Source organism: Mesorhizobium sp. M5C.F.Cr.IN.023.01.1.1 (assembly GCF_003997585.1).
In the GTDB taxonomy this organism is placed as follows: Bacteria; Pseudomonadota; Alphaproteobacteria; order Rhizobiales; family Rhizobiaceae; genus Mesorhizobium; species Mesorhizobium wenxiniae.
This window is the reverse complement of the sequence record NZ_RZSU01000003.1, coordinates 81,095-105,337: the sequence shown is the minus strand read 5'-3', so window position 1 is coordinate 105,337 and position 24,243 is coordinate 81,095. Positions and strand designations below refer to the sequence as shown.

Annotated in this window: 18 protein-coding genes and 1 pseudogene; 13 read left to right on the top strand and 6 right to left on the bottom strand. The window is 58.4% G+C overall.

Annotated elements, in window-relative coordinates; all coding sequences use genetic code 11:
• The first annotated feature begins 20 nt into the window (after positions 1-20).
• The 6 genes from EOA78_RS02375 to EOA78_RS02350 are packed head-to-tail and all read left to right on the top strand — an operon-like array spanning position 21 to position 6,529.
• Positions 21-1,535 (top strand): sugar ABC transporter ATP-binding protein, encoded by a 1,515-nt coding sequence (locus EOA78_RS02375; RefSeq protein WP_127313701.1) that lies wholly within the window; start codon positions 21-23, stop codon positions 1,533-1,535.
• Entirely contained in the window at positions 1,528-2,529 is a 1,002-nt protein-coding gene (locus EOA78_RS02370; RefSeq protein ID WP_127313700.1) for an ABC transporter permease, read from the top strand. The genes EOA78_RS02375 and EOA78_RS02370 overlap by 8 nt, the downstream gene beginning before the upstream one ends.
• Positions 2,526-3,521 carry an ABC transporter permease gene (locus EOA78_RS02365; protein ID WP_127313699.1) on the top strand — a complete coding sequence of 332 codons (996 nt, stop codon included), beginning with the start codon at positions 2,526-2,528 and terminating at the stop codon, positions 3,519-3,521. Before EOA78_RS02370 ends, EOA78_RS02365 begins: the two co-directional genes overlap by 4 nt.
• A gap of 5 nt (positions 3,522-3,526) precedes the next feature.
• On the top strand, positions 3,527-4,375 hold the full coding sequence (locus EOA78_RS02360; protein WP_127313698.1) for a sugar phosphate isomerase/epimerase family protein: 849 nt from the start codon (positions 3,527-3,529) through the stop codon (positions 4,373-4,375).
• A gap of 4 nt (positions 4,376-4,379) precedes the next feature.
• Positions 4,380-5,840 carry an FGGY family carbohydrate kinase gene (locus tag EOA78_RS02355; RefSeq protein ID WP_127313697.1) on the top strand — a complete coding sequence of 487 codons (1,461 nt, stop codon included), beginning with the start codon at positions 4,380-4,382 and terminating at the stop codon, positions 5,838-5,840.
• The gene (locus tag EOA78_RS02350; RefSeq protein ID WP_127313696.1) at positions 5,837-6,529 is read left to right on the top strand and encodes a class II aldolase/adducin family protein; all 693 of its coding nucleotides are present in this window, start codon (positions 5,837-5,839) and stop codon (positions 6,527-6,529) included. Before EOA78_RS02355 ends, EOA78_RS02350 begins: the two co-directional genes overlap by 4 nt.
• 92 nt (positions 6,530-6,621) lie before the next feature.
• Here EOA78_RS02350 and EOA78_RS02345 read toward each other — a convergent pair whose 3' ends face one another.
• Positions 6,622-7,095, bottom strand: a complete 474-nt coding sequence (locus EOA78_RS02345; protein WP_127313695.1) for a phosphatidylglycerophosphatase A — start codon at positions 7,093-7,095, stop codon at positions 6,622-6,624.
• Positions 7,096-7,457: 362 nt separating this feature from the next.
• Between EOA78_RS02345 and EOA78_RS02340 the strand changes: the two genes are divergently transcribed.
• Positions 7,458-8,084: a CDP-alcohol phosphatidyltransferase family protein gene (locus tag EOA78_RS02340; RefSeq protein ID WP_127313694.1), complete on the top strand. Its 627-nt coding sequence runs from the start codon at positions 7,458-7,460 to the stop codon at positions 8,082-8,084.
• Positions 8,085-8,233: 149 nt separating this feature from the next.
• On the opposite strand, the gene EOA78_RS02335 is transcribed toward EOA78_RS02340, so the two are convergent.
• On the bottom strand, positions 8,234-8,908 hold the full coding sequence (locus EOA78_RS02335; protein WP_127313763.1) for a protein-L-isoaspartate(D-aspartate) O-methyltransferase: 675 nt from the start codon (positions 8,906-8,908) through the stop codon (positions 8,234-8,236).
• A gap of 575 nt (positions 8,909-9,483) precedes the next feature.
• Between EOA78_RS02335 and EOA78_RS02330 the strand changes: the two genes are divergently transcribed.
• Complete coding sequence (locus tag EOA78_RS02330) at positions 9,484-10,476, top strand: glycosyltransferase family A protein (protein WP_127313693.1); 993 nt, start codon at positions 9,484-9,486, stop codon at positions 10,474-10,476.
• Positions 10,477-10,665: 189 nt separating this feature from the next.
• Here the strand turns inward: EOA78_RS02330 and EOA78_RS02325 are convergent, their stop codons facing one another.
• On the bottom strand, positions 10,666-11,964 hold the full coding sequence (locus EOA78_RS02325) for a polysaccharide biosynthesis/export family protein (RefSeq protein ID WP_127313692.1): 1,299 nt from the start codon (positions 11,962-11,964) through the stop codon (positions 10,666-10,668).
• Positions 11,965-12,091: 127 nt separating this feature from the next.
• Here EOA78_RS02325 and EOA78_RS02320 point away from each other — a divergent pair.
• From EOA78_RS02320 to EOA78_RS02300, 5 genes and pseudogenes are all read left to right on the top strand, one after another.
• Positions 12,092-12,196, top strand: a pseudogene (locus EOA78_RS02320) (molybdate ABC transporter permease subunit); the annotation flags it as partial.
• A gap of 1,306 nt (positions 12,197-13,502) precedes the next feature.
• Positions 13,503-14,285 (top strand): FkbM family methyltransferase, encoded by a 783-nt coding sequence (locus EOA78_RS02315; protein ID WP_127313691.1) that lies wholly within the window; start codon positions 13,503-13,505, stop codon positions 14,283-14,285.
• 359 nt (positions 14,286-14,644) lie between these two features.
• Positions 14,645-14,860, top strand: coding sequence for an exopolysaccharide production repressor protein (locus EOA78_RS02310; RefSeq protein WP_127313762.1), 216 nt, complete (start codon positions 14,645-14,647; stop codon positions 14,858-14,860).
• 568 nt (positions 14,861-15,428) lie between these two features.
• Positions 15,429-17,303: a Wzz/FepE/Etk N-terminal domain-containing protein gene (locus tag EOA78_RS02305; protein ID WP_127313690.1), complete on the top strand. Its 1,875-nt coding sequence runs from the start codon at positions 15,429-15,431 to the stop codon at positions 17,301-17,303.
• A gap of 661 nt (positions 17,304-17,964) precedes the next feature.
• Positions 17,965-19,083, top strand: a complete 1,119-nt coding sequence (locus EOA78_RS02300; protein ID WP_164783606.1) for a glycosyltransferase family 4 protein — start codon at positions 17,965-17,967, stop codon at positions 19,081-19,083.
• 558 nt (positions 19,084-19,641) lie between these two features.
• On the opposite strand, the gene EOA78_RS02290 is transcribed toward EOA78_RS02300, so the two are convergent.
• From EOA78_RS02290 to EOA78_RS02280, 3 genes are all read right to left on the bottom strand, one after another.
• Positions 19,642-20,607, bottom strand: a complete 966-nt coding sequence (locus EOA78_RS02290; protein ID WP_127313687.1) for a glycosyltransferase family 2 protein — start codon at positions 20,605-20,607, stop codon at positions 19,642-19,644.
• A complete protein-coding gene (locus EOA78_RS02285; RefSeq protein ID WP_127313686.1) occupies positions 20,604-21,884 on the bottom strand; it encodes an O-antigen ligase family protein in 1,281 nt (426 codons plus the stop codon). Before EOA78_RS02285 ends, EOA78_RS02290 begins: the two co-directional genes overlap by 4 nt.
• Positions 21,885-22,158: 274 nt before the next feature.
• Entirely contained in the window at positions 22,159-24,213 is a 2,055-nt protein-coding gene (locus EOA78_RS02280; RefSeq protein WP_127313685.1) for a hypothetical protein, read from the bottom strand.
• Between the last annotated feature and the right edge of the window lie 30 nt (positions 24,214-24,243).

Below are 24,243 nucleotides of genomic sequence, written 5' to 3'. Positions count from 1 at the left end.
GGGTCCAGGGTTTCAACTCGATGGCTGATCAGGCACTCGATGGCGCTGCGTCACGGCCGCTGCTGTCGCTCCGCAACATCAACATGACGTTCGGCGGCGTAAAGGCGCTGAAGAATGTCAGCTTTGAGGTGCTGCCGGGCGAGGTGCATTGCCTGGCCGGCGAGAACGGCTCCGGCAAGAGCACGCTGATCAAGGTCATTACGGGCGTGTACAAGCCCGAGGCGGGCGCCGTGATCGACTATGATGGCCAGAGCTACTCCCATATGTCGCCGGTTACGGCGCAGGCCGGCGGGATTCAGGTCATCTGGCAGGACCTCGCCCTGTTTCCCGAGATGACTGTCGCCGAGAACATCGCGTTCCAGACTGTCATCGGCCGCTGGCCGCGGCTGGTGAACTATGCCGAAATGCGCCGTGTCGCGACCAACGCCCTGCAACGTCTTGGTGTTACCCTCGATGTCGATTTAGCACTCCACCATTTTCCCATCGCACAGCGGCAGATCGTAGCAATCGCGCGCGCCCTCGTCGGCGAGGCGAAGCTCGTCTTCATGGACGAGCCGACGGCGTCGCTCACCCAATCCGAAACCGACTATCTGCTGGACATTGTGCGCAATCTGTCGGCGTCGGGCGTCGCCGTTGTGTTCGTCAGTCATCGCTTGGCGGAGGTTCTTGAAATCTCCAGCCGCGTCACCGTGCTGCGCGACGGCGCCCTGGTAGGCGTCTATCCAACCAAAGGCCTGACCCAATCGCGCATCACCGAGCTGATGACGGGCAAGACCTTCGACTATTCCGTCCTGCATCGGGATTTGAGCAAGAGCCCGGTCGTGCTTGAGATTAAGGGGCTTTCGCGGCCCGGCGAATTCCAGGATGTGTCCTTGGCGGTCCGGCGCGGCGAGACGCTCGGCATCACCGGGTTACTCGGGGCAGGGCGCACCGAGCTGGCGCTGACATTGTTTGGCATGCGCAAGCCGAAATCGGGCTCTGTCGTCCTTGATGGCAAACCCGTTCGCTTCGGTTCCAACCGTGACGCGATCGCCGCCGGCGTCGCCTATCTTTCGGAAGACCGGCTGTCGCTCGGCCTCATTCAGCCCCAGGCAATCGCCGACAACATCGTCATCGCCTCGCTAGACAAGATCCTTTCGGGCGGTTTCATTTCGAGCGATCGCAAGCGATCTCTGGTTAATCGCTGGATAAGGGATCTCGGCGTCAGGATCGGAAAGCAGGACGACGCGATCTCGACCCTGTCAGGGGGAAATCAGCAACGTGTCGCCATTGCAAAATGGCTGGCGACTGATCCGAAGCTGCTTATCCTCGACGCACCGACAGTCGGCGTCGATGTCGGCGCGCGCGCCGGCATTTTCGACATCGTTTCCAAGCTCGCAGACAGCGGCCTGGCCATTATCCTGATCTCGGACGAGGTGCCTGAAGTCTATTTCAACGCGGACCGTGTGCTGCACATGGCTCAGGGACGCATTGTCGGCGAATATGCACCCGGCGCTACGACCCTCCAGGCGATCGAGGAGGCGGTCTATGCGTAGGTTTGTCCGCTCCCACGCAACGGAACTGGCTTTGCTCGCCGTTATCGCAGTCATCTGCGTCTTCCTTTCGTTCGCCACAGACCGGTTCTTCACCCTCGGCAACGCGTTTGACCTTCTGAACACCAGCTCGGTCAACATCATTTTCGCCGTCGGCCTGCTCGTCGTGCTGGTCGCTGGCGGCATTGACATTTCCTTCGCGGTTGCTGCCTCCGTTGTGCAATATCTGACGGCGACCGTCCTCGGCTGGGTCGGCGGCGGCAATTGGATTATCGGCGTCATCATCGCTGGCGCATTGGGCGTCGCGTTGGGCTGCATCAACGCCTTCCTGATCCACGGGTTCAGAATCATTTCGATCGTCGCCACGATTTCGACTTTCAACATTTTCTTCGGCTTGCTGATGTTCTTCACAGGCGGCGTGTCGATCTACAATCTTCCGGACTGGCTCACCAACCGTGTCGTGCTGTTCGAGCGAGAGATGGCTGACGGCAGCTGGGCGGAAATCACCCTACCTGTGCTCATTATGGCCGTCTGCGTGTTCGCTACCTGGACATTGATCACGCGCACCACCACTGGGCGCCAGCTCTACGCATTTGGCGACAATCCGGAGGGCGCGCGCCGCTTCGGCATCAATATTGGTGCCATGCAATTTATCGCCTTCGGCTGGCTGGGCCTGATGGCGGGCATCGCCGGTCTCGTCCAAGCGCATTACGCACAGGAAGTCGTGCCGAACGCCCTTTATGGGCGCGAACTCGACGTCCTGGCAGCCGTAGTCCTTGGCGGTGCGCGGCTCGGCGGCGGCAAAGGCAGCGTGCTCGGCTGCATTCTGGGCGTTCTGTTGGTTTCGATCACCCAAAACGGACTCAATTTGATGGGTGTATCGCCTTTCGCGTTCAAGATGATCGTCGGCGCCATTATTCTTGCCGCCATCACCCTTTCGAACACCAGCATCGAACGCCTGCTGCCGTTCCTGAAAAGCCGGCGGGTGCCTTCATGACGGTTTTGATTGAACGCGCCCGCAACGCGCTCGGCCCCGAACTGGCAGGCCCGCTCGCCGCGTTCGTAGCGGTCATGGTCGTTTTCGGCTTTGCCGCGCCGAACTTCTTTTCCCGTGCCACCTTTGGATCGGTCGCCTTCCAGCTGCCGGAACTCGGCCTCCTCACGCTTGCCATGCTGCTGCCGATCCTGACCGGCGGCTTGAACCTGGCCATCACTTTCACGGCCAACATGGCCGGCCTGACGCTGGCTTGGGTACTGCAAAGCCAGGGAGGGGTCGACGCAGGCATCGGCGCCTTTGTCCTTGGCTCGGTCCTTGCCATCGCGGTCGGAGCACTGAGTGGGCTGATCATGGGGCTCGTCATCGCCTACACCAAGGCTCACCCGATCCTGGTCTCGCTGTCGATGATGATCTTCCTGCGCGGTCTCGGCGAATTCCTGACGCGCGGCGGCGACGTGTCCGGCATTCCCGGCTTCTTCGCGGCGATCGGCTACGGTTCGATCTTTGGCATCCCGGTACCGTTGCTCATCTTCATCGCTTGCGTGCTGATCTGGCATGTCTTGCTGACGCGCATGAAGCTAGGCTTCAACACCTACATGATCGGCTCCAATATCGAGGCCACGCGCTATTCCGGTATCAATACGCGCAAGGTGCAGGTTCTCGTCTACACATTGTCCGGCGCGATGTGCGCGGTTGCCGGCATCATCATGCTGGCGCGCTTCAATTCGGTGCGTGTCGGCCACGGCGAGTCTTACCTGCTGATCACCGTGCTTGCCTGCTTTCTCGGCGGCGTCAATCCGTTCGGCGGCTTCGGTCGAGTGATCCCGGTCTTCGTTGCGCTGGTCGTGCTCCAGCTTCTGTCCTCGGGACTCAATCTGATGGGCGCAAACCAGCATCTTGCGACGGCGGTCTGGGGCATTTTGATGATCACGGTGATGATCCTGCGCTGGCTTGCCGGGCGCCTCAAATTCCTAAACACAAACAGAGGATGAGTTAGATGCATGGTTTTGGAGTCCACACCTCGATGTGGACGATGAACTGGGACCGGGCCGGCGCGGAGAAGGCGATCGCGGCTTCGGTCAAATACGGGATGGACTTTATCGAGATCGCGCTTCTGAACGCGCCGGCGGTCGATGCCGCGCATACACGCGCCTTGCTCGAAAAGCACAATCTTCCTGCCGTTTGCTCGCTCGGCCTGCCGGAGCGCGCCTGGGCCTCGGTGCGGCCGGATGCCGCCATCGAACATCTCGAAGAGGCCATCGACAAGACGGCGGAAATGGGCGCGCTGGCGCTTTCCGGCGTGATTTTCGGCGGTATCGGCGAACGCACCGGTTTGCCACCGACCGAAAAGGAATACGACAACATCGCGCATGTGCTGACCGTCGCCGCCAAGCACGCCAAGAAGCGCGGCATCGAGCTCGGAATCGAGGCCGTAAACCGCTACGAGAACCATTTGATCAACACCGGCGCGCAGGCCGTCTGGATGGTCGAGAAAATCGGGGCCGACAACATCTTTGTTCATCTCGACACCTACCATATGAACATCGAGGAGAAGGGGGCAGCCAATGGCATTCTGGCCGCCCGAGATCACCTGAAGTACATCCACTTGTCCGAGAGCGATCGCGGCACACCAGGCACTGGCAACTGCCCCTGGGACGAGATTTACGCAACGCTGGCGGCGATCGGTTTCAAGGGCGGACTTGCCATGGAAAGCTTCATCAACATGCCGCCGGAAGTCTCCTACGGTCTCTCGGTCTGGCGCCCGGTCGCGAAGGATGAGGCCGAGGTGATGGGCAATGGCTTGCCGTTCCTGCGCAACAAGGCTCGCCAATACGGTTTGATCTGACACGATGGGTGACGGGCAGAAGGCGGACCGCGCGAGGATCGCCGTCTTCGATGTCGGGAAGACCAATATTAAGCTCTCCGCGATGACGCTCGACGGCGTGCTCGTGGAGAGCCTCTCTGTCCACAACGAAGTGGGGCCCGGTCCACCTTGGCGGCAGCACGATCTCAAGGGCATTAGCGGCTGGCTGTTCGGCTCGCTCGCCAGTTTGTGCCGTCATCATCCGCTGGAAAAGGTGGTCGGCACCGGACATGGCTCCGCGGGAGTTCTGGTGAACGCAGATCCCGACGAGACATCCGCCCTGCCGATGATTGACTACGAGCAGGATCTGCCGCCCGCAATTCGCGATGGCTACGCGCCGCTTTCGGGCGATTTCTTCGATCGTGGCAGCGCGATCATGCTGAAGGCCGCCCACCAGGCGCGCCAACTGTACTGGATGCAGCAGGTTGATCCGGAGCGCGTCGCTCAGGCTCGCTGGTATCTGGGCTTGCCGCAATATTGGGCCTGGCGGCTGTCAGGCGTGCCATCGGCCGAAACGACGATCCTCTCGGCGCAATCGCATCTATGGAACAATGTGCGCAAGCAGTGGTCGCCCATTGTCGCGGGGCAGGGGTGGCAGCGCCTCATGCCACCATTCCATCCGGCCTGGGGGACGTTGGGGCCAATCCGGCACGATCTGGCGCGCCGGCACGGCATACCGGAAAAGCTGTCTGTCCTGACCGGCGGCCACGACAGCAGCCTGAACCTCTACCGCTACCAGGCGGCAGGCATGCGCGACGCCTGCGTGATCTCTACCGGAACCTGGATAGTCGGAATGTGCGCGGCGACACCTCTCGACCAACTCGATGAAAACCGCGGAATGGTGCTGAACAGCGACGTGACGGGACGCCCGGTCGGCGGCGTTTTGACCATGGGCGGACGAGAGTTCAGTCATGTAGCAGGACAGGGGCAAGAAGAAACTGCGGCCGACGCTGCGCTGGTCAGCTTGTTGATTGAGCGCGGCACCTTCGCATTGCCGTCGTTCGGCGACGATGACGGCCTGTTTCCCGGCAGCGCTGGCCGCGGCCGGTTTGAAGGGCCGCCTGCAGAAACCCCTGCTGAGCGCAAGGCGCTCGCAGTGCTCTATGCCGCGCTGCTGACGACCGAATGTATCGATGCGCTGAACGAAGACGGGTTGGTTGCATTGGATGGCACCTTCCTGAGGGATCCGCTCTACGCCACGCTGGTTGCCGCGCTGCGGCCAAACGCCGAAACAGTCTACAACCTCGACTCCTATGGCACCGCTTCGGGTGCGGCGTTACTTGGCGAACATGAAACTCGTGACACGCCGGCTCCCATCGCACTCAGCCGGCCGACCGCCTTTGCCGGCGACCGTGAAGCGCTCGCAGCCTATGCACAGCGATGGCGCGAACTGGCGAAGCGAAACAACTTGCAACAGGGCAAGACCAGCAAAAGGAACGATCGATGACCGATGACAGCGCTCTGCGCCGCGAGATGGTGGATGTTTGCCGCCGGATGAACTCCAGCGGTATCAACCAGGGCAATGCCGGCAACCTGTCGCTGCGCTGCAGCGACGGTTTCCTGATCACGCCCTCGTCGCTGCCCTACGAAACGATGAGGCCCGAAGACATCGTCGAGATGGGCTTTGACGGCACCTATGTCGGCCGACGGCCCTCCTCGGAGTGGCGCTTCCACCGTGACATTTTGAGGGAGCGGCAGGAGATCAACGTCGTGCTGCATTGCCACTCGCTCTACGCCACGACATTGGCCTGCCATCACAAGACGATCCCGAGCTTCCACTATATGACAGGAGTGGCTGGCGGTACGACGATCCGCTGCGCGGAATATGCAACCTTTGGCACGCAGGCCTTGTCCGACAATGCCTTGGTTGCACTCAAGGATCGCTTCGCCTGCCTGCTCGGCCAGCACGGCCAAATTTCGCTCGGCAAGACCATGGAAGCCGCGTTGTGGCTGGCGAACGAGGTCGAAACCCTTTCGCGCATGTATGTCCAGGCGCTTACACTTGGAGAGCCGCCGGTCCTTTCCGACGAGGAGATGGCGCGGGTGATCGAGCAGATGAAGAAGATGAGCTATGGCCAAGCGCCGGATCCGGAGGGAACGAACGATTTGGCACGGCCGCGCGACGCTGCGGTCTAGCGCTGCTCCGGCAGATTTTGGTGGAGAGAGGTCTGTTTTTCCCGGTGGCCGCAACAAGCTCGACAGTGGCAGGTGAAGACTGAGATGTCCCCTTACGGCAAACGTTGAATCAAATCGTTCAGCAAAAGCAGCAACGCGCCGGCAAAGACAGCCGCAGCCGCATCGTCCAGCATGATGCCGAGTCCGCCCCTTACCCTCTCATGCACGATGCCGATGGGCCAAGGCTTGGCCACGTCGAAAAACCGGAAAGCAAGGAAACCTGCTGCCCACCAGACCGGGTCGAGCGGCAGCATGGAAAGCGTTGCGGCGGTGCCGAAGGTCTCGTCAATGACGACGATCTGCGGATCCTCTGTCCCGGTACGGGAGACGACATGCGACGACGCCCATACTCCCACGGCGAATACGGCCATGTAGGCAACCACGATCAGCCAAGGCGATGCAGGTATCAGCATCGCGGCAAGAACCACTCCAACAGCCGCGCCGGCCGTGCCCGGCCATAACGGAGATAATCCTGCGCCGGCAGAGGTCGCGAGCAGGTAAGCAAACTTAGGCAGCAATTTACGCATGGAGGTTCGGGCGGCTTCCCCGTGAATTGTAAATAGGCATTATAGTCACATCTTTCGGGTTACTGCCGGTAGACTGCCAGTCGATGTGCGGCGGCAGACGCGACGGGCATTGCAGAAACTTCGCAACAACATCGGACGGTTATCGCAGCGACCGGAGTTTTTGTGTTTCGCCGACAGCTTGACAGTTCTGTGGCTACCTTAATCCATTGGCCACGTTCGCCAAAGAAACGCTGCTGGTTGAGCCGGGCCTGATCCGGTCTCGGCCGCGCTGATCACCTCGGTCGGCGACGACGGACTGGAACGAACCCACAATTTGCCGGTTAAACTTCGCGGAACGACATCATCAGAGGAGCCAAGTCATCATGATCGCCGGTCTCATGAAACGTCGTATCGACCCGCTATGGGAGCACGCCGCTTCTCCGCTGATCGGGATCGGCATGACCCCGAACCAGGTTACAGCCGGCGGTCTGGTGCTCGTCGCCCTGTCCTGCGCCGCCTATCTGTACCACCAGTTAAGCCTTGCCTTTGGCCTTTGCCTCGCGTTGGCCTTCACCTTCGACGCGCTGGACGGTGCGGTCGCCCGTCGGAGACATATGAGCACCAAGGCCGGTGGCTATTTCGACGCCATGGCCGACCGTTATCAGGAACTTGCCGTGTTTGCGGCAATAGGCTGGGTCGCCGATCTGTGGGCGATCGCAATGGTCGCATTCGCCGGCGGAATCCTCACCAGCTACGCCAAGGCGCGGACGGCGATCGAAATCCCCATAGAAAACCAGGCGTGGCCGGATTTCTTCGAACGGATGGAACGCCTGGTGTTCATTTGCGTGCTGTTAGTCGCCGATGGATTGGCGATCGCCATGGGCGCCGCTTCGCCTTGGATTCTCACGGGCGGGTTCGCGCTTTACGCACTGCTGGCAAACGCCACAGCTCTGCAACGGATCAATCGCGCATTTGCCATGCTCAAACGAGCGGACGCGAAGCAGCCGTGAGACGCGAAATCCCATACTGGTTTTGGGCGGCGGAAAACGCGAGGCGCTGTCGCGGGCACAGTCGGGTTAAAAACAATCCTCCCGCGGGCTGCCTCATCTCTGGCCATAGCGAAGTTGCTGACCCTGTGGGCCAGATATCCGCACCCTCATTAGACCGTTTCGAGCCGGCTGAACCGAACCGGGATGAGTTTGCGAGTCTTCAGTTGCCCTACCGAATCCTTGTCGATGACCGTCAGCAACTGCCCTTGTTCAGGGCCCACAGGCAGAACCATGCGGCCCCCCGGCTTGAGCTGCTCAACCAAAGCCGGCGGCGCCCGCCCAGCCGCGACGGTGACTAGGATCTTATCAAATGGGGCGTGCTCGGGCCAGCCGCGAGACCCGTCTCCGACACGAATGCTGATATTGGACAGACCGAGGCCCTGCAGGAGAGTCTCGGCATGGCTTGCGAATTCCTCGATGATTTCGACGCTCCAAACGTGCCCGGCGAGTTCCGCGAGGATTGCGGTTTGGTAGCCCAGGCCGGTGCCGATCTCGAGCACCGCCTCGTGCGGCCGGAGAGCAAGGAGATCGGTCATGAGAGCGACGATGAACGGCTGCGAGACGGTTTTGTCGAAGCCGATCGGCAGTGGCATGTCCTGGTAGGCATAAGGCGCGACCGAGCTTGGCACGAAGAGATGGCGCGGCACCCGCTGCATCGCAGCCATCACCCGTTCATCGAGCGCCGCCTTGCCGAGTTCTTCGCTTGCAAGGTCGGTATGGATTGCAATCATCTCGACCATGTGTCTGCGTAGAACTGCGAGGTGTTCTTCATTCATTGGCTTCATGACGGTGGGGCTTTCCTCAACCAGCTTGCTGCCAGATAGACTTATATCCTGTTCGTCACAGCAACGCCCACCATCGTTTCCGGTTGCGGGTGGCCCGCGGCGACCGAAGGTAATTTTGGCGTTGCGTCTTGGCATCGGCGGCGGCCCCGGAGATTCCGTGCCATGTCGCCATAACGGGTATGTCCTCGATCGGGGTGATCGAACAATGAACGGGTGCATTGCGTGCATGCGTGGCAGCCGGCGATCTCGACCGGGGCGCTGTCGTTGCAGTAGTGGACGCCTGTTTCACCGAGCGATGCTGCGACTGCTGCGTGGCTTCGGGCAGCGGGAATGCCGCGACGGGCAGTTCGGGAGGTTCCTCACTCACCTTCACAATCGGAGTTCCTAAATATCCAGCTAAAGTCCGGAAGCCGCTACTTAATCGCTTCCAGGAGTGCTGAGTGGAACTCGCCGGGGCCTCTGCCTTGCCGCTCGGCCGTCGTGGTTGAATACTCATCAACTAAAGTAGTGAAATCTGATGGAACTACCGGCCCTGATGTGCCATTTTACCACGTCGTGAGAGAAGACGAAGGCAAATGAGCCAGCACAATGCCACTGTGATAGGCGTCGTGGTGCCGATGTTCAATGCCGAGAAAACCATTCTCCCGACGCTGACCAGCATCTGCCAGCAGAGCCACCAGGCGCTGGACATTATCGTTGTGGACGATGGGTCGACGGACCGGTCCGCGTCAATCGTGGCCGCCTATGCCGAGCAAGATCGGCGTATACGCTTTTTCAGGCAGCCGAACGCGGGTGTTGCGCACGCACGCAACAGCGGCGCCGCTGCCACCGATGCCGAGTTTCTAGCTTTCGTGGACGCGGATGATCTTTGGGCTCCATCCAAAATCGCACTGCAACTGCGCGTCCTGCAGGAAGGAGGCTCGTCAGTTGGCCTGGCATATTGCTGGTTTGCGGAGATCGACGAGGACGGTCGGATATTTTCATTCAAACAGCCCGATGCCGATGGTCGCGTGCTGCAACGCATGTGCAGAAACAACTTTGTCGGTAACGGAAGTTCGATGCTTGTACGTCGCTCCGCATTCGAGCGGGCGGGACAGTTTGATCCTTCCCTGAGGGCGAGGAACGCACAAGGCTGCGAAGATCTTCTAATGTGCCTCAGAATAGCGGAGAATTACGAGTTTCGTGTCGTGCCCCAATATCTTGTGGGTTACCGTAGGACGAGCTGCAACATGTCGAGCGATGTCATGCAGATGTTTCGTTCGTATCAAATTGTCCTAGCCGAGTTTCACGAGAAATATCCGCAATTTGGGAGCGATCTCAATGCCCATCTGCTTGACACGATCAATGCGCTTGCCGTGAGAGCTTTGCTTCAAGGGCGGCCTTCCGCAGCCTGGTACCTGTCGAAGAAGCTCTTTGTACTGGAGCCGCGCACGGCCATTTCACGTCTGCCTCACACGGTCGACGTCTGCTGCCGCGGACTGGTCCCTCGCTGGATCAAGGTTCGAGTGAAACGGATGCGAAACGCCGAGTCTCGGCCTCTCTATGACAAGATTTATTTGGAGAGGTGAGTGCGTCCCTGTTCGGGCGTACCGAGCCCAAGCTGTTGAAGCTAGATGCTTGATCCCAGGCTTTGGCGGCGCACGTGGCAATCACGTCATTGCCCGGACCCTGAGCTGCCACCAGAACGATCTTGGCCCGGACCACAATTCCATAGGACACGTGCAACTACCCGCCGCCTCTATACAATACTTAGTTGTTTAATTCGCGACCGCCGCTCCTGATGGGGCCTTCAGCGTAATTGTGATGGTGTCACCCGGAGCTAGCAGAGTATCTTCAGTCGCCTCGGTCGTCGCTGCTTGTCCGTCAGTGGAGCGGGTTACACCGATCGTAATTCGGTTCCCTTCGCCTACAAGGTCGCTGCGCATCTGCATCACGTAGGCGATTTGTTTGGTCAATGAATCCATCTCAGCGCGCATTTGCGTCATCGCCGCGCGTTCAGCCTGCAAGTCAGCCAACAGGTCGATTCGACCCTGGTCGATAAGCTTATCAAGACTGCGCTGCAAATCCCCTTGGTCGCGTTCGAGTCGAGCGATCTCAGCATTGGTTTGCAACGCGCGGGTCGCTGACAAGAGCACTGCGCGTTGAGCATCGTTGACCCTCGTGATCTGGATCAGACCTTTTTCGAAGAGCTTCTTGAGGCGATCAAGTTCCGCTGCATCTGCGGCTGCGCCCGCTTGATCCGCCTTCTGCTGCTCCTTCAGGTAGCCCATTCGCTCCGCCGCCTTGGTTGTAGCCAACTTAATTGAAGCGCGCTCTTTCTCCTGATCCGCATAGACAGCTTCAAGATGCTTCCCCTCCTGCTGCAAAGCTTCGTCGCGACGAGGTTCGAGGCTTGGGTCACGTTCTGTGTCCGGAACCTCAATCGCTCTGGCGCCGCTCAGCTGCGCCTCTATGCGAGCAGCCTTGATTTCGCTTTCCTGGTACTTGATGCGCAGAATGTGGAGGCGGCCGCCAAGGTCCGCTGCTGTCATTTCAGGGTTTTGAAGCTCACCGCGACCGAGCTGGTAGCCGCCGCCAGTCGCCACAGCCTGTCGGACAGTCATGCCTGGTCTGAAGGCCTGAGTCCCAGGAGAGGCAATGTCCCCGTCAATATAGACGGGTCTGTATTCCTCAATATCAACTACAATCTGATCCGGGTAAAACCCAGTCCAAGTCTCAGTGCCGTCGGCGGATCGTTGTGGAAGGGATTTTGGTTTTAAACCCTCAATTACCTCCTTGCGAACATCCTCTATTGTCTTCCCGAGAACGGATAGGGGGCCCAGGACCGGCAACACGATTACACCGCTTTGGTCGATGACAGCTCGCTTTTGCATCTCGGGATAGCCTAAGACAGCGAAGCCGATCACGTCGCCAGTCTGCAGACGGTACTCGCCGACATTGTACTCCTCCGCTAGGGCAAGGCCATTCGACGGAATCGCGTATGCGAAAAACAAAAACACGCATGCGAGCGCAGCGCAGCTGCCTGCCCGCATCCAGCGCACCGATCTATTCAACATTCGCGATCACCCCGCAATGTTAAGCATGACGTCGACGCAGACCTTTCTCACAACGCCATTCCTTTGAGGCGAATTTACGCTCTGAACAACGGCAACAAGGCAGACGATATTCCGAGATCGCGCCACTCTGATCGTCATCCGGCTGGAAGAATACAACTATCCGGCGGCCACCGCGATCGCGTCGATCATGGTTTTGCTATCGTTCGCAACGCTCCTGGTCGTCGATCTGGTCAGTCGTGGAGCCCAAACGCTATGGCTGACGTCACCGGCGTGTCGTCGGCCGGAAGCGACACCGCCGGCCAGCGAGCAGCCGGTCGCGCGCTACTGATGGCAGTCGCGTTCTGGTGGCCTGAGCGGCGTTGGCCCGCCTGACGCGCGGCCGCCATGTCCACCGCTCCGCTAAACACGGAAGCTGCGCGGCGGACACACCAACGTCTAAGCCGTCCCATTTTGCTCAACTTGACGCACACAACTCTACTCAGCCTCTGCCTAAATCCAGATCGCATGGCATGGCCAGTCCGTGTGGCAAACCTCTCTTGGCCGCCGAACGGGAGTAAGCGCTCGTTAGGCCCCTTCGATTTTCCGACCTGCTCGGCCTGACCCGACCATGCGAAGATGCCTCCGATATGGACGAGGTCTTGTGCATGGCAAGAGACGGCAAAATGGACGTCCCAGGGAGTGGTGTAACTGAGAAGATGCCGATGACCTCGGGGTGGCGGAGGTGGCGCGCAAGTACGGGGTGACGCGCTGGCAGGCCTATGATTGGCGCAAGCGGCTGCGGCATGGGTCTGTGACGCTGCCCGAAAGCATGGCCGCGGCTCCGCCTTTGCGGCGCTGCTGGTCGAAGAGCCGTCTCAGCCGAGGCAGGCCAGCGCCAGCATTGATATCATCCTGGGTGATATCGTGATCCGAGCCGGGCAAGGCCGACGACAGGCATCTGTCGCGGGTGATCCGCGCGGTGCCGGCCGCGATACGATCACTTTTCCGTCATCGCCATTGACCGAGCTTCTTCTAGCTCTTTGGTCAGCGTTCCGACCGAGATAAGCGCCATGTCGCGAGCCATCGCCTGGAGCTCTGCCACCCTTGCGGACACCTTAGGGTCGGCCAGGAGGCGAGAGGCTTCGGACCAGATGGTTTCTGGCTTGGTGTTCTCCCTTACATCGAAGGCGCTCCGGTAGGGTTTGCCCTGTTGCCGCACTCGACACAGGCCAGCGCGAACGCTTCCCGCTTTGCAGTTAATTCGCTCATGTGGGGAGATTTTTCTTTGTTATGATTGTCGTGCTGCTAATTGGGGACGCAGATGACAAACCTAAATTTCATCCGCCGAGGCGAAGTTGCGCCATTTGCGCGACGTGATGAACAACCCATCCCGTATTCGCGGTCGGAGGTCGAGCGGATATCAGCCGGGCGGGTCATGCTAATGATAGTTTCGTGAAGACCCTAATGCTACTCTCCCTCGGAAGGGTGATTTAGGCAGAGCGCGGCCAACTTATTATCTTAATATCTTCCTTTGCACGTCATCTCCTTAGGAGGGCAACGTGGACCGCGATTTGGTTTATGACGTCGGTATGCATAATGGCGATGATACGGCATTCTATGTGAGCCAAGGTTATCGTGTGGTGGCGATTGAGGCAGACCCTGCGCAAGCGGAAGCACAGCGAAAACGTTTTGCTGCTGAGATCGAGAAGGGCCAAGTTCACGTCGTTGAGGCTGCGATTGGGCCAAGTCACGGACAATCCTCATTTTGGATCAGTAGTAATCCCGAGTTCAACTCGTTCGATAGGCAAAATGCGGAGATGTGCAACAACACTTCTCATGAGATCCAGGTCACTTGCCGACCGATGAACGACATCTTGGCCGAGTTTGGAACACCCTTTTACCTCAAGGTTGATATCGAGACTGCAGATCATTTCTGCTTGGAGGCACTTGACCCAAACGATCTCCCTCAATTCGTCTCGTTTGAGAAGAGCCGTTTGGAGGATCTGTTCTTTATGCACAATCTCGGCTATTCGCGTTTCAAACTGATTGCGCAGGAGGATTTTCGGCAGCTAAGTTATAGCCCCGATCAGGTCAACAAATGGTCGCGAAATCTAAGACCATTGCGAAGTCGTGTTCGACGTATGCTGGGTCGCCGTGCACCAGAGAATGTTGCAAAGAAACATTCTGCCTACGGCTCCTCGGGTCCATTCGGTGATGAGACTGATGGCCCGTGGCGGCAAATGAAGGAAGTTGCATTTACGTGGCTTGCCTTTGATCTTGGCCACACCGGTGATCCTGACCCTGTCTGGCATGACTGGTTTGATGTGCATTGCGCACACTAACAAGGTATGGCCCCGGAGGGAAAGCCATCCGTATGAAATAGCCCGAATGAACCGGACACGATCTCCATGTTGATAAGAGATAGGAGTAATGTCGTGTCTATGACTGGTAGCATTCCGAAGATTGAGATCCTGAACGGCCGCGAGCGACGGCGGCGGTGGTCGACGGCCGAGAAGCTGTGGATGGTCGAACGGGAGTTGGTCGCCTGGAAGCAAGCGTCCTGGCACAGGTTGGGCGTATTTATTCGCACATGCTAATATATCGGTCGCCCTGACCCGTTCCGATATGTTATGATGGTTAACGCGCTGAGGCCTGGATAGCCAAGGAGCGCGTCACGTCAGTGGCTGCGAGTGGGACGGCGATGTCCTTTTTGCTTTTTTTGCGAGGCCTTGTCATAGTACTGTTGGCATTCGCCATCAGTATATATTTGCTCACCGGCTCCCTCTGGGGCACGTTTGTCCAGACGTTAATTTGTGGGATCTTGATACAGATCGGGTACTTTGTTGCTGTCATGCTGCTAGTCTGGCGCTCGGTCTCCAAAGAATCGGTGACTCCGAAGTCACACATCGCGCGATGAGTCCGAAAGGGAGCAACTGCCGAGCCACTTAGCAAGTGAGGCGGGCCACGCTCTGCCTTTATAGGCTCTGGCTGCTAGAGCAGGACGATCAGCAAGATGACACCCCACACCACGAAACAAAATGTGACTGCAACCTGTCTTATTCGGGCACCGGAGAGGCTTTCCGCGAGGCGCCAGATGCGCGCAGGACACTTGCGGTGATCGTTAGCGCGCGTCTGTGATCGACGAGCCATTCCTGTTTCCCGCAGGACAGGCTCAACCGGAGCCCGGAATCTCTTGCTCAGATGTTTTGCCATTTGGCAACACGACTCAATTTCTTCCTTCAGTTGGAGCTTACGACATGCAGCGGAATTGCGGCAGTCGGACCATGGGCCGCGTGAGGTTTCGTTTATAGCATGAGGCTAGGAGTTGCGCCTTTGACGAAGAGCGGGCTGATGCCCGCCCCGAGCGGTGTGCCTGTGCTCCGCGGGCGTCGATACTGAATTTGCAGACATTTAGTCAGATAATGTGGTATGGTGTTTGCCATTACCAATGCGCTGCCAGTCTCATCCCACGGGTTTGAAGGCTTATGCTCCGCGAAGTTGAAAAGCACCCGGATTCTGCCTTCACATTCGGCGATCCTCAGTGGGGAACGATTGATCTCGAAACACTCGTGGCGGCAGCGCAACGGCAGTTGAGGTTCGTCCTTACATGCGCGCTCGCAGGACTTGTGCTGGGGCTGGCGTATCTTTGGGCTGAGGTGCCCTTGTACGAGTCGACCGCCAGAATCCTGATCGACAAGAACCAGCCATCCGTCGTGACGAAGTTAACAGAGAGCGGAAGCTCCGCACCGCTTGACCCGATGATGCTGAGTCAGGTCGAATTGTTGCGGTCCGACCGCATCGGGCTAAAGGTCGTTGACAGCCTCGGTCTTGCTACCGATCACTCTTTCTTGTCAGCACCATATTCATTGCTCAACAGTCTCACAGGATCGGTCGCTCGGTTGTTTTGGCCATTCATCGGCAGTTCCGAAGCAAGTGGAGCGCCGGTGAAATCGAGTGCCGCGCGAGGATCCGATCCTCGATGGCAGGCATTTGGCATTCTGGCTGAGAATATAACGGTAGATCGCGTAGGAGATTCTTACATTCTGCAAGTCCAATTTCGGTCGCCTAGCCCCGAAATGGCGCAAAAAATAGCCAGTAAATATGCAGAAATCTATATCGCTGACCAAGTCGGAGCCAAAGACGAGTCGATTATCCGAGCTCGCAGCGCACTGGCGGAAGAGCTCGAGACGGTGCGGAAGCGATCGGTTGATGCCGAGCTCGCAATCCACAGGTTCCGAACAGACAATACGCTGACCAAGGAGACGCTGGTTACCTTGCGCCAGCTCGAACTTGAGGCGTCCTCTCTCAAGTCGCAATATGAACAGGTTCTGCAGCAGTACCAAGCGAGCCTGCAGAACCTTTCGATAGCGTTGACGGAGGCGCGGACTATCTCGGAGGCACCATACCCCGGCAGACCGAGTTCTCCGAACAGCAGTCTTACGTTGGCGTTCTGCGTCTTGCTCGGCGGCATGGTTGGCGCCGGTGTGGGCGGAATTCGGGAGTACCGTGAGCGCTTTTTCCGCACGACGGCTCAAGTGCGCGATGAGCTCGGACTTCAGACGCTCGGAATGATCCCTTTGCTGGACGGGAAGCCAATTCGGCGAAACCAGCACGATCGTGCTGCCGGAGAGCCGCCATTCATCGAGGTGGGGAACAGCGCTTTCAACTGGGTAGAACAACATCCGCGCTCGGAATTCGCCGAAGCGATGCGAACTGTGAAAGTCGCTGTTGACGTCGAGTTACCAAGGAAGAGCACCAAGGCGCTCGGCATCGTCTCTTGCCTCCCGGGAGAAGGGAAGTCTCTGGTCGCTGCTAATTTAGCGATGGTTCTTGCTATGCAGCGTTGTAAGACATTGTTGATCGATGCTGATATCCACAATCCTGGATTGTCCCCTATGTTAGCCAACGGCTGGGAACGAGGCGTGGCCAACTTGTTGGCTGGAGAACTCAATCCGAGAGACGTGCTGGCCCATCAGTCATTGCCATTGAGGTTCCTGCCCGGCGTGAACCAGAGCCAACAAAAGCTCGCAAACACCGTGCAGCCTATCGAGAAAATGGGCGACTTTCTACTCAAGGTGGGCCCTATGTTCAATTACGTTGTCGTTGATTTGCCCCCGTTGGCTCCAGTCGCGGACGTGAGGTCCTTTATCCAGCACCTCGACGGCCTTGTTCTGGTTGTTGAATGGGGTGTGACCGCTCGTACATTCGTGCGCGAAATCCTCGACAACAACCCGACCCTGGCGGATAAATGCATCGGCGTTCTGCTCAACAAGGTCGATATCAAAAGAATCAAGCGGTACCAAAAATTCGGCAGCGCCGAATTTTACAGTGAACGTTATCATCGGTATTACCAGGCCTAGTTGTGGAGCAGGCATATTGAACAGAGGGGTCTCGTGAAGATCGCAATTGTACACTATTGGCTCGTCACGATGCGCGGCAGCGAAAAAGTTGTTAGGTCGTCTTGCGAATGTATCCAGGGGGTCCCGGTCGCTCTTGAACCAGAAAGGGCAGCATTACCCGCCTTGGGCCAGTAGGCTCGGGGTGCTGATTCCACGAAGGAGAGCAACGCCATGAGAAAGCATAGCAAGAACGGATTGCTGATGTCTGGCAGGAAGTTGAGTAGGCTTGGCAAGCTTTGGAAGCAAGCTTCGAGCGCTTCTGCCTGACCGCAGGCATCACGGCGATGGAGGATCTGCTGCGGGTTGACGCCGAGGGGCTGAATGGAGCGCGCCACGCACGCAGCCCGGCGCCGCGGGCTCGCAACCGTTACGTGGCGTCTATTAGATCGGGCGCGCAAACTGGGAAACCAAAGTTGCTTGGCGACAGTAGCGAAGCGGCCCGGTTTTCTGCGATTCGCGGATCAGTTGAACGCATGCAATTGCAGAGCATGGCATCGCTGATCATCGCGGGACTGTTCTGTCGGCCCGCCTACAGTATCCCCTCATATCGGCTAAAGGCGAGGCGGGCGGCATTGGGAGTTCTTGACCCATGATATCTCAGCCTCCGCACGGCATCATCCTGATGACGTTCGAATATCCTCCATTTCCTGGTGGCATCGGAACATACGCCGGACGGTTGGTCGACATCGTTCGTGCTGGTGGCCACGCTGCGACCGTCATAGCGCCTGCCTATCCTGATCTTCCTGCCGTTCCCCAGGAGCCGGATACCCATCGCATTCTGCGGCATCATCAAATTTCTCCATTCGGGGCGCTGCGGGCGCTTTCTATTCTGCGCAACGTTCCTAAGGACAGGTTGTTTTTGGCCGCCGACATACGCAGTGTACTTGTGACATTTGTGCTACGACCGTTCCATCGCAGAGCGTATCGAGCGATGATTCATGGCAGCGAAGTCAGCAAATTCAGGACCGATTCCATCCTTTTTCGGTTTGTACGCCGCGCCTACGAAGGAGCAGATGTCGTTTTCGCCAACTCACATGCGACCCTGCGGATCTTTTCCGAAAGTTTTGGAATGCCCCGGAAGGGTGTCGTCACGTATCTCGGCGTGGATCCCATGTGGTTTCAGCCAATCCATGGGAATTTTGAACACCCGCAACTTGCAGCTGTACCACAAGCTGCAAGCGTCATTTGCGCAGTCGGACGTATCGAGCCTCGGAAGGGCCAGTTGGAAACTGTCCGGGCTATCGCGAGCGCGCGCGATGAATACGGATTAGACAATCCGATCTTTGTGATGGCTGGACGGGCCGAAGATCAGGCCTATGCCTCAAAGATATTGGATGAAGCGGCACGAGCTCGTGTTCCAGTGATCGCTACCGGTAGGCTGTCCGACGACGACTTAAAGCGCTTATACCGCCGTGCGGCGTGCCACACATTGTTCGCACGAGAGCTACAGGGAAAGATCGAGGGCTTCGGGCTAGTGTTGGTTGAGGCCGGTGCGCAAGGATGTCCTTCGATAGCGACGGCCGTCGGCGGCATACCCGAGGTCATGGGCTCCACTGGTGTGCTGGTGCCCCCGGAGGACGTGAACGCGATGGCCCGCGCGATAGCAACCTATGTGGCCAATGCAGAACTGCGTGAGCGCGACGGTGCTCTTGCCAAATCACGGGCACGCACCTTCGACTGGGCAACCTGTGCAGGCGCGACGTTTCCGGAGCTGAATGGGCTGAGCCCGAGGCCAAAGTAGCTGCTCAGCTTTTCCGGAGTCGGGAACCAATGAATATCGCCAAACGATGAAAGGATTGTTGAAGCAACCACGGAAGTCCGCCCGGTAGCGTCATCAACCGGAGAGCTCGTGATCCTTGAGCGATTGTTTGGCGAGAGTTTTATCAAGCTCGGCGAGCTGCACCGATACATGTTCGAGCTCGTTGACGCCTTTGTTAACAATGCCGCCGAGCGCGCTCCTTGCGGTATCGCTCTGGGGCGTACAGATCGAATATACTGGCCTGGATGGTGCGTTCTTGGCCCGCCTCCGGGGACGGGACGCAGCGATCGATGCTGCATCGACAACGTGGCTTCAACGCCGTTGGCTTGCAGAACGCGGTGGAATCAAAACCCGGCGAGTGCTGCCGCCTTCATCGCGCGAACCGGGAAGCAAAACCGGATAGTCGGTCGTTTGCGCATCGGAGAGCTCTGATTTCGCCTCCGTTATGGTCCTGCCGTCGCGGTACAGAATAATCGCTACGGAAGGATTTCCAGGGCTGCCGCCTGAGATGCTCGAACTCTCGCCATTCCGCCAGCATCTTTAAGAGCTGTCAGCAAAGTCTTTGCGCAAGGCGCGGTAGAACAATAGCTTGGCTGCACGGCGCACCTGCGGATCCATGCCCCTCGGCAGGGCGCAAAGAAAAAAGTAAACGTACACCCGCCATGACAATGGATCGTGCCACATCGCGCGAATGAGCAAGCGCGCTCCGCGTTTCGTTTCGCCTTGAGCCACGCAATCATTGCCCGCCTTTGCGTACAAACGCGCGTTGCGCCGACGCGCGAGGTGCGCAAGTTCCGGCCGTCGGATGGCCCATTCTCGCGTGAGGCCTTCGCCTATCGGCAGAAGCGCGTCGAGTCTGCGGGTTATGTTCGAGCCATGGCGCCGTTTATAGACGAGTGCTCCGGCCACATGTTGAAATGTCCAACGCTCGGCTGCGCGCAGACAAAACTCTGTATCCTCTCCAGCCCTGAATGCCTCGTTGAATACGCCGATATCTTCGACCATCTCCCGCCGCATAACCATACTGGAAGGAATAATCGGCCCATCAAGCAGAAAATATGTCGGCAGCGTATCGCACTGGTCCGCGCGATAGCGGCGCACGGCGACGTGTAGAGCATCGGACAGATCCGGAGCGGAAAAATCGACAAAATCGCCATAGACAAGACCTGCCTTGCAGCCATTGCCCAAGACGGCTAATTGACGTTCAAGCTTGTCCTCGGCCCAGAAGTCATCGCCGTCGAGAATTGCAATAAGATCGCCAGCAGCATGTCTGATGGCAAGATTCCTCGCCGATGGAAGCCCGATCCCCGCCGTCGTCAGGACATGTGCGCGCGGTTCCCTGCGACCCAGCGATGCAATCACTTCCGACGAGCCGTCCTTCGAGCCATCATTGACAATGATGATCTCTTTGATGTGGCTCGACGCCGTCTGATTAATCACGCTTTCCACTGCCTGCACGATGAAGCGTTCTTCATTGTGACATGTCATGATAACCGAAACACTCATCTCGTGTTTCCTGGCAAGGGGCTCGCGAGAAATCGAGGATGTCTCATGCCCCTGGGATGGCTCCTCGGCATCCTGTGCAATGATAGGCAAAGCCCGTGCCGCGTCAATTCAGGCAGGAGCGAGACAAGACTCAGCGTAACGAAAGCTCGTGTGCCGGAGGCTTCTGTTCCAACGTAAAAGGCGCAGGGAACAAGGAGCACGAGGGGCAGAAGCCGTGCCTGGACCGCTCCGATCAATCCGAGAGAAAGCGCCCGGCTTAGAGTACGGCTTAAGCGAAACCATGCAGCAATCCATATGAGAACATAGAGGCTGAGCCCAATGATGCCGTTCTCGGTGAGGATACGTTGAAACTCGCCATGTATCCCAAGCTGCAACTCGTCAGGAAGTTCGCTGAAATCCGTCTCGATAATATTCTTGAATTGGTTCGTACCCACGCCCATCAGTGGATATTCGGAGATGAGTTGTCTGGACAGGGTGAAAGCAAACGCGCGCTGTACATTGCTCGGGGTGTCTCCGGGTGCATATTTCCCCTTCGCGGCCAGATATTCGTATTGCCCCATGCTCAGCGGATCGAGAATGGTCTGCATTTGCTTCTCGACATAGGCGTTATTGATCGTGGTCGACAGCACGAAAAGTGCCACGAAGCCAGCGGCGATCGCTGGCACCATCGCAGCGAGCCGGCCGCGCATCAGAAGCGCGGCGGTCAGAAAGAAGTAGATCAAAAACGCCTTGCGTTCCCCGGATAGCAGGAGCAGGGGAAGTATCCCTACCCATACCAACCAAAGGGTGCGCCGCTTGCCCCGGTTGACGAAGAGGAGGAGCCCTGCGAGCGCAATTGGAAGGAAGGTGAACGCGAGCCTCGGATCGACCAGATGCTTCCAACCGACCAAGTAGCCATGGGCGACATGCCAGGTGATCGTATAGGCGAGTATCAGCATCATGCCGAAAAGCAAGATGTTGACGGCCTTCTGCGTCTCGAGCCATCTAGCCTCCTGTGCGATGGCGAACGCAAAGGCGCCCACGGTGGACATCTGCAACAGCTCGCGCAGGCCGTTCTCTGGGTTGACGCTGAAGGCCGAGACCATGTGCCAGCCCAAGAAGGGCAGGAGCAGTAGAAAACCGGCTGAAAAAGCCAAATTTCGCCAACGCCCCGTCGCCAGGCCAAAAAAAAGCATCAGCAATGCGATCAGCTCGAACGGACGCAGCAATACAAGACCCGTCTCGAGCCTGATTGGCAGGAAGAGGCTCAGTATCGCGAATGTGAGGAGATAACGCATCTCAGCCCCCTCGCGGCGCGATATTCTTTTAGCACGTTCTCTTTCCCGGAAACAGAACTTGTTGGATTCAGTGCCAGCCCGCGGAGAAACACTTCACGCTGCTCCAGCCGACGACCCCATCGTTCCGCCCGCTGTGGCAATCGCATATCGAAGAGGTTTCCGCCTGTTGGGAAAACTCACCCTCCTCGGCTGCGGGGAGGCTTACTGGTGGCAGAGCTCGTCAGCAGTCCGACGAGAGTGATGACGCATCCTGGTGTCGCGCAGTCGATACGTTCTAGCCGACGGTCTCGCTCTCCGGGGTCCAGGCTTCTGGCTGGTCGAGCACAGAAACCGCGCGAACATGGCAGCGAATCTTATGCCCGACATCCCGCGAGCTGAGCTCATAACTTGTGCCAGTTTCGCCCACGATCGGAACGCCGTCACGATACCATAGACATTCTATTTGCGACGCAATAACGTTCGGTACGACGGTCAGCGCCTGGCCCGGTGAAGCCCGGCCCGAGAAGGCCGGCACTGCGCTGAAGCCCGTCGGGACCCTAGCCAGTTCCGTTTCCGTCTGCCGGACCCTTATATAGTCAATCACCATGTCATACGTCTGCGACGGGTCCGGTTGAGCGCGCCCCTTTTTTTTATCGTAAGCGAAATCCACGATGATGTATTTTTTTACTGCGAGCTCCGGTGTCGTCGGAACGCGCGCCACTTCATAGCCGTCGATCACGAAATAAGTATAATCATCTTCGATCTGCGCATACCACGTATGAAATTCGCCATCGTATACGTCGATCGTGCTAGGAAAACCACTTGATGGATCGACTTGATAGCCGGCGATTTTCCGGCGCACGTCACGTGGCGTGATATGTGGATCTGCATAGCCGAGTCTGGGTTTGTGCACGTGCTGGCTGATGTTGATATAGGCCCCATTGAGACCGTCATATTCCCAAAAGTCCGTCTCAAGACGATTGCGCGTCCGCCAGAATAGATGCTCCTTCCCATACGCCCAGAAAGCAGGGAAAAATCCAGGGCGGGGCGCGAGTATCTTCGGCAGTCTGGCGCGGATCTCAAAGATCCCCTTTCCCCAACACCGCCCTTGGCCATTGTTGTTCACGGAAGAGAACGCACCTGTTCTCCAACGGCCCTTATGCAAGAGCCGGAGCGCCAGCGTGTGGCTGGTGGCGTCGTGCACATAGGAGGAGGGCGACGCCGAGATCGGCGGGGTAGCGGCGTCAACACCAACGGTCGTCAGATGGGTCGGCGCATACCAGATGCTGCTTTGCGCGCCTGTGAAATCATCGACAACCGAGTTGGATTCGAAGTCGTCAAAAAAAACCGTTGTGTAAGCGCGGATCGGGGGCGCCGCCTCACCACGATGAGCATATCGCTCATCGCCGATGGCTGCCCAGGACGCCCACGAGGCTGAATCGAACGCATAACGTGCCGGTTTGTCGTTCGCATCCACAGCTGAAGGAGGGCTCTGGCGATAGGGATGATCGCCGGGCAGGGCGGATTGCCGGCCGACGCGCCACATGCCCCATCCCATTAGCCTGTCGATCTGGGAGTCATTTAGTTCGCTTTGTCCGATGATGACGCAGTCGATCGCGACATCTGCCCTCATCGGATTGTTCACATCGCCCATGAAGCTCTGCGATTTCATCCGGTTGGGTGCCAATGCATAAATCGTCTGGCCGGCCGTGTTGATCCCATTCACCACAGCCTGCGTCACGAATCCGCGGCGGTACCCGACCATGACATTCCAGTCGCCAAAATCCGTCGAGCATAGCCCTTCCTCGCTCTTGAGCTTGCCGTCATGGAGCCGCGAAACGAATGTGCCGGCCGAGGGCTTGAAACAGACCTGGGGCTGGCGATGCACCGGGCCACCCTCCGCGCCATTGACGCAAAGAACGGAAACGTTATTCGCGTCGGCGTTGACTGCCGAATTGCACCGGGCGATCACCAACCACCAGCGGTGAAGATACGGGGAATCGTTATCGGCGGGCCAAGTCAATGCCTGTTTCGTGCCCTTCTTGAAGAGAACGCCGCCGTTATTCGGAAGCTTTGTCGGGCGCAGGGAGGGCTCGGCTTGCATCGCAGCCACCGGCTTCACGCCGCCCGATTGCCACGAGGAGACTTCGCCTTCGGCCAGATCCTCCTGAAACCAGGATTTCACAATCATTTCCGGGAACAGACCAGGATGCCAGGAGTGAGCGTTCGGCTGCGAGCCTTGCGCCGGACCGGCGGCGCGAGCGTCCCGCCCCAGGCGACCCGATGCCCTCAGCACAAGGGCGGCGCATGCGGCCCGCGCCAGGTCCCGGCGAGAAAGTTGGTTGGTCATTGTCGTGTGCCAATAATCGCTGGTTTCGGG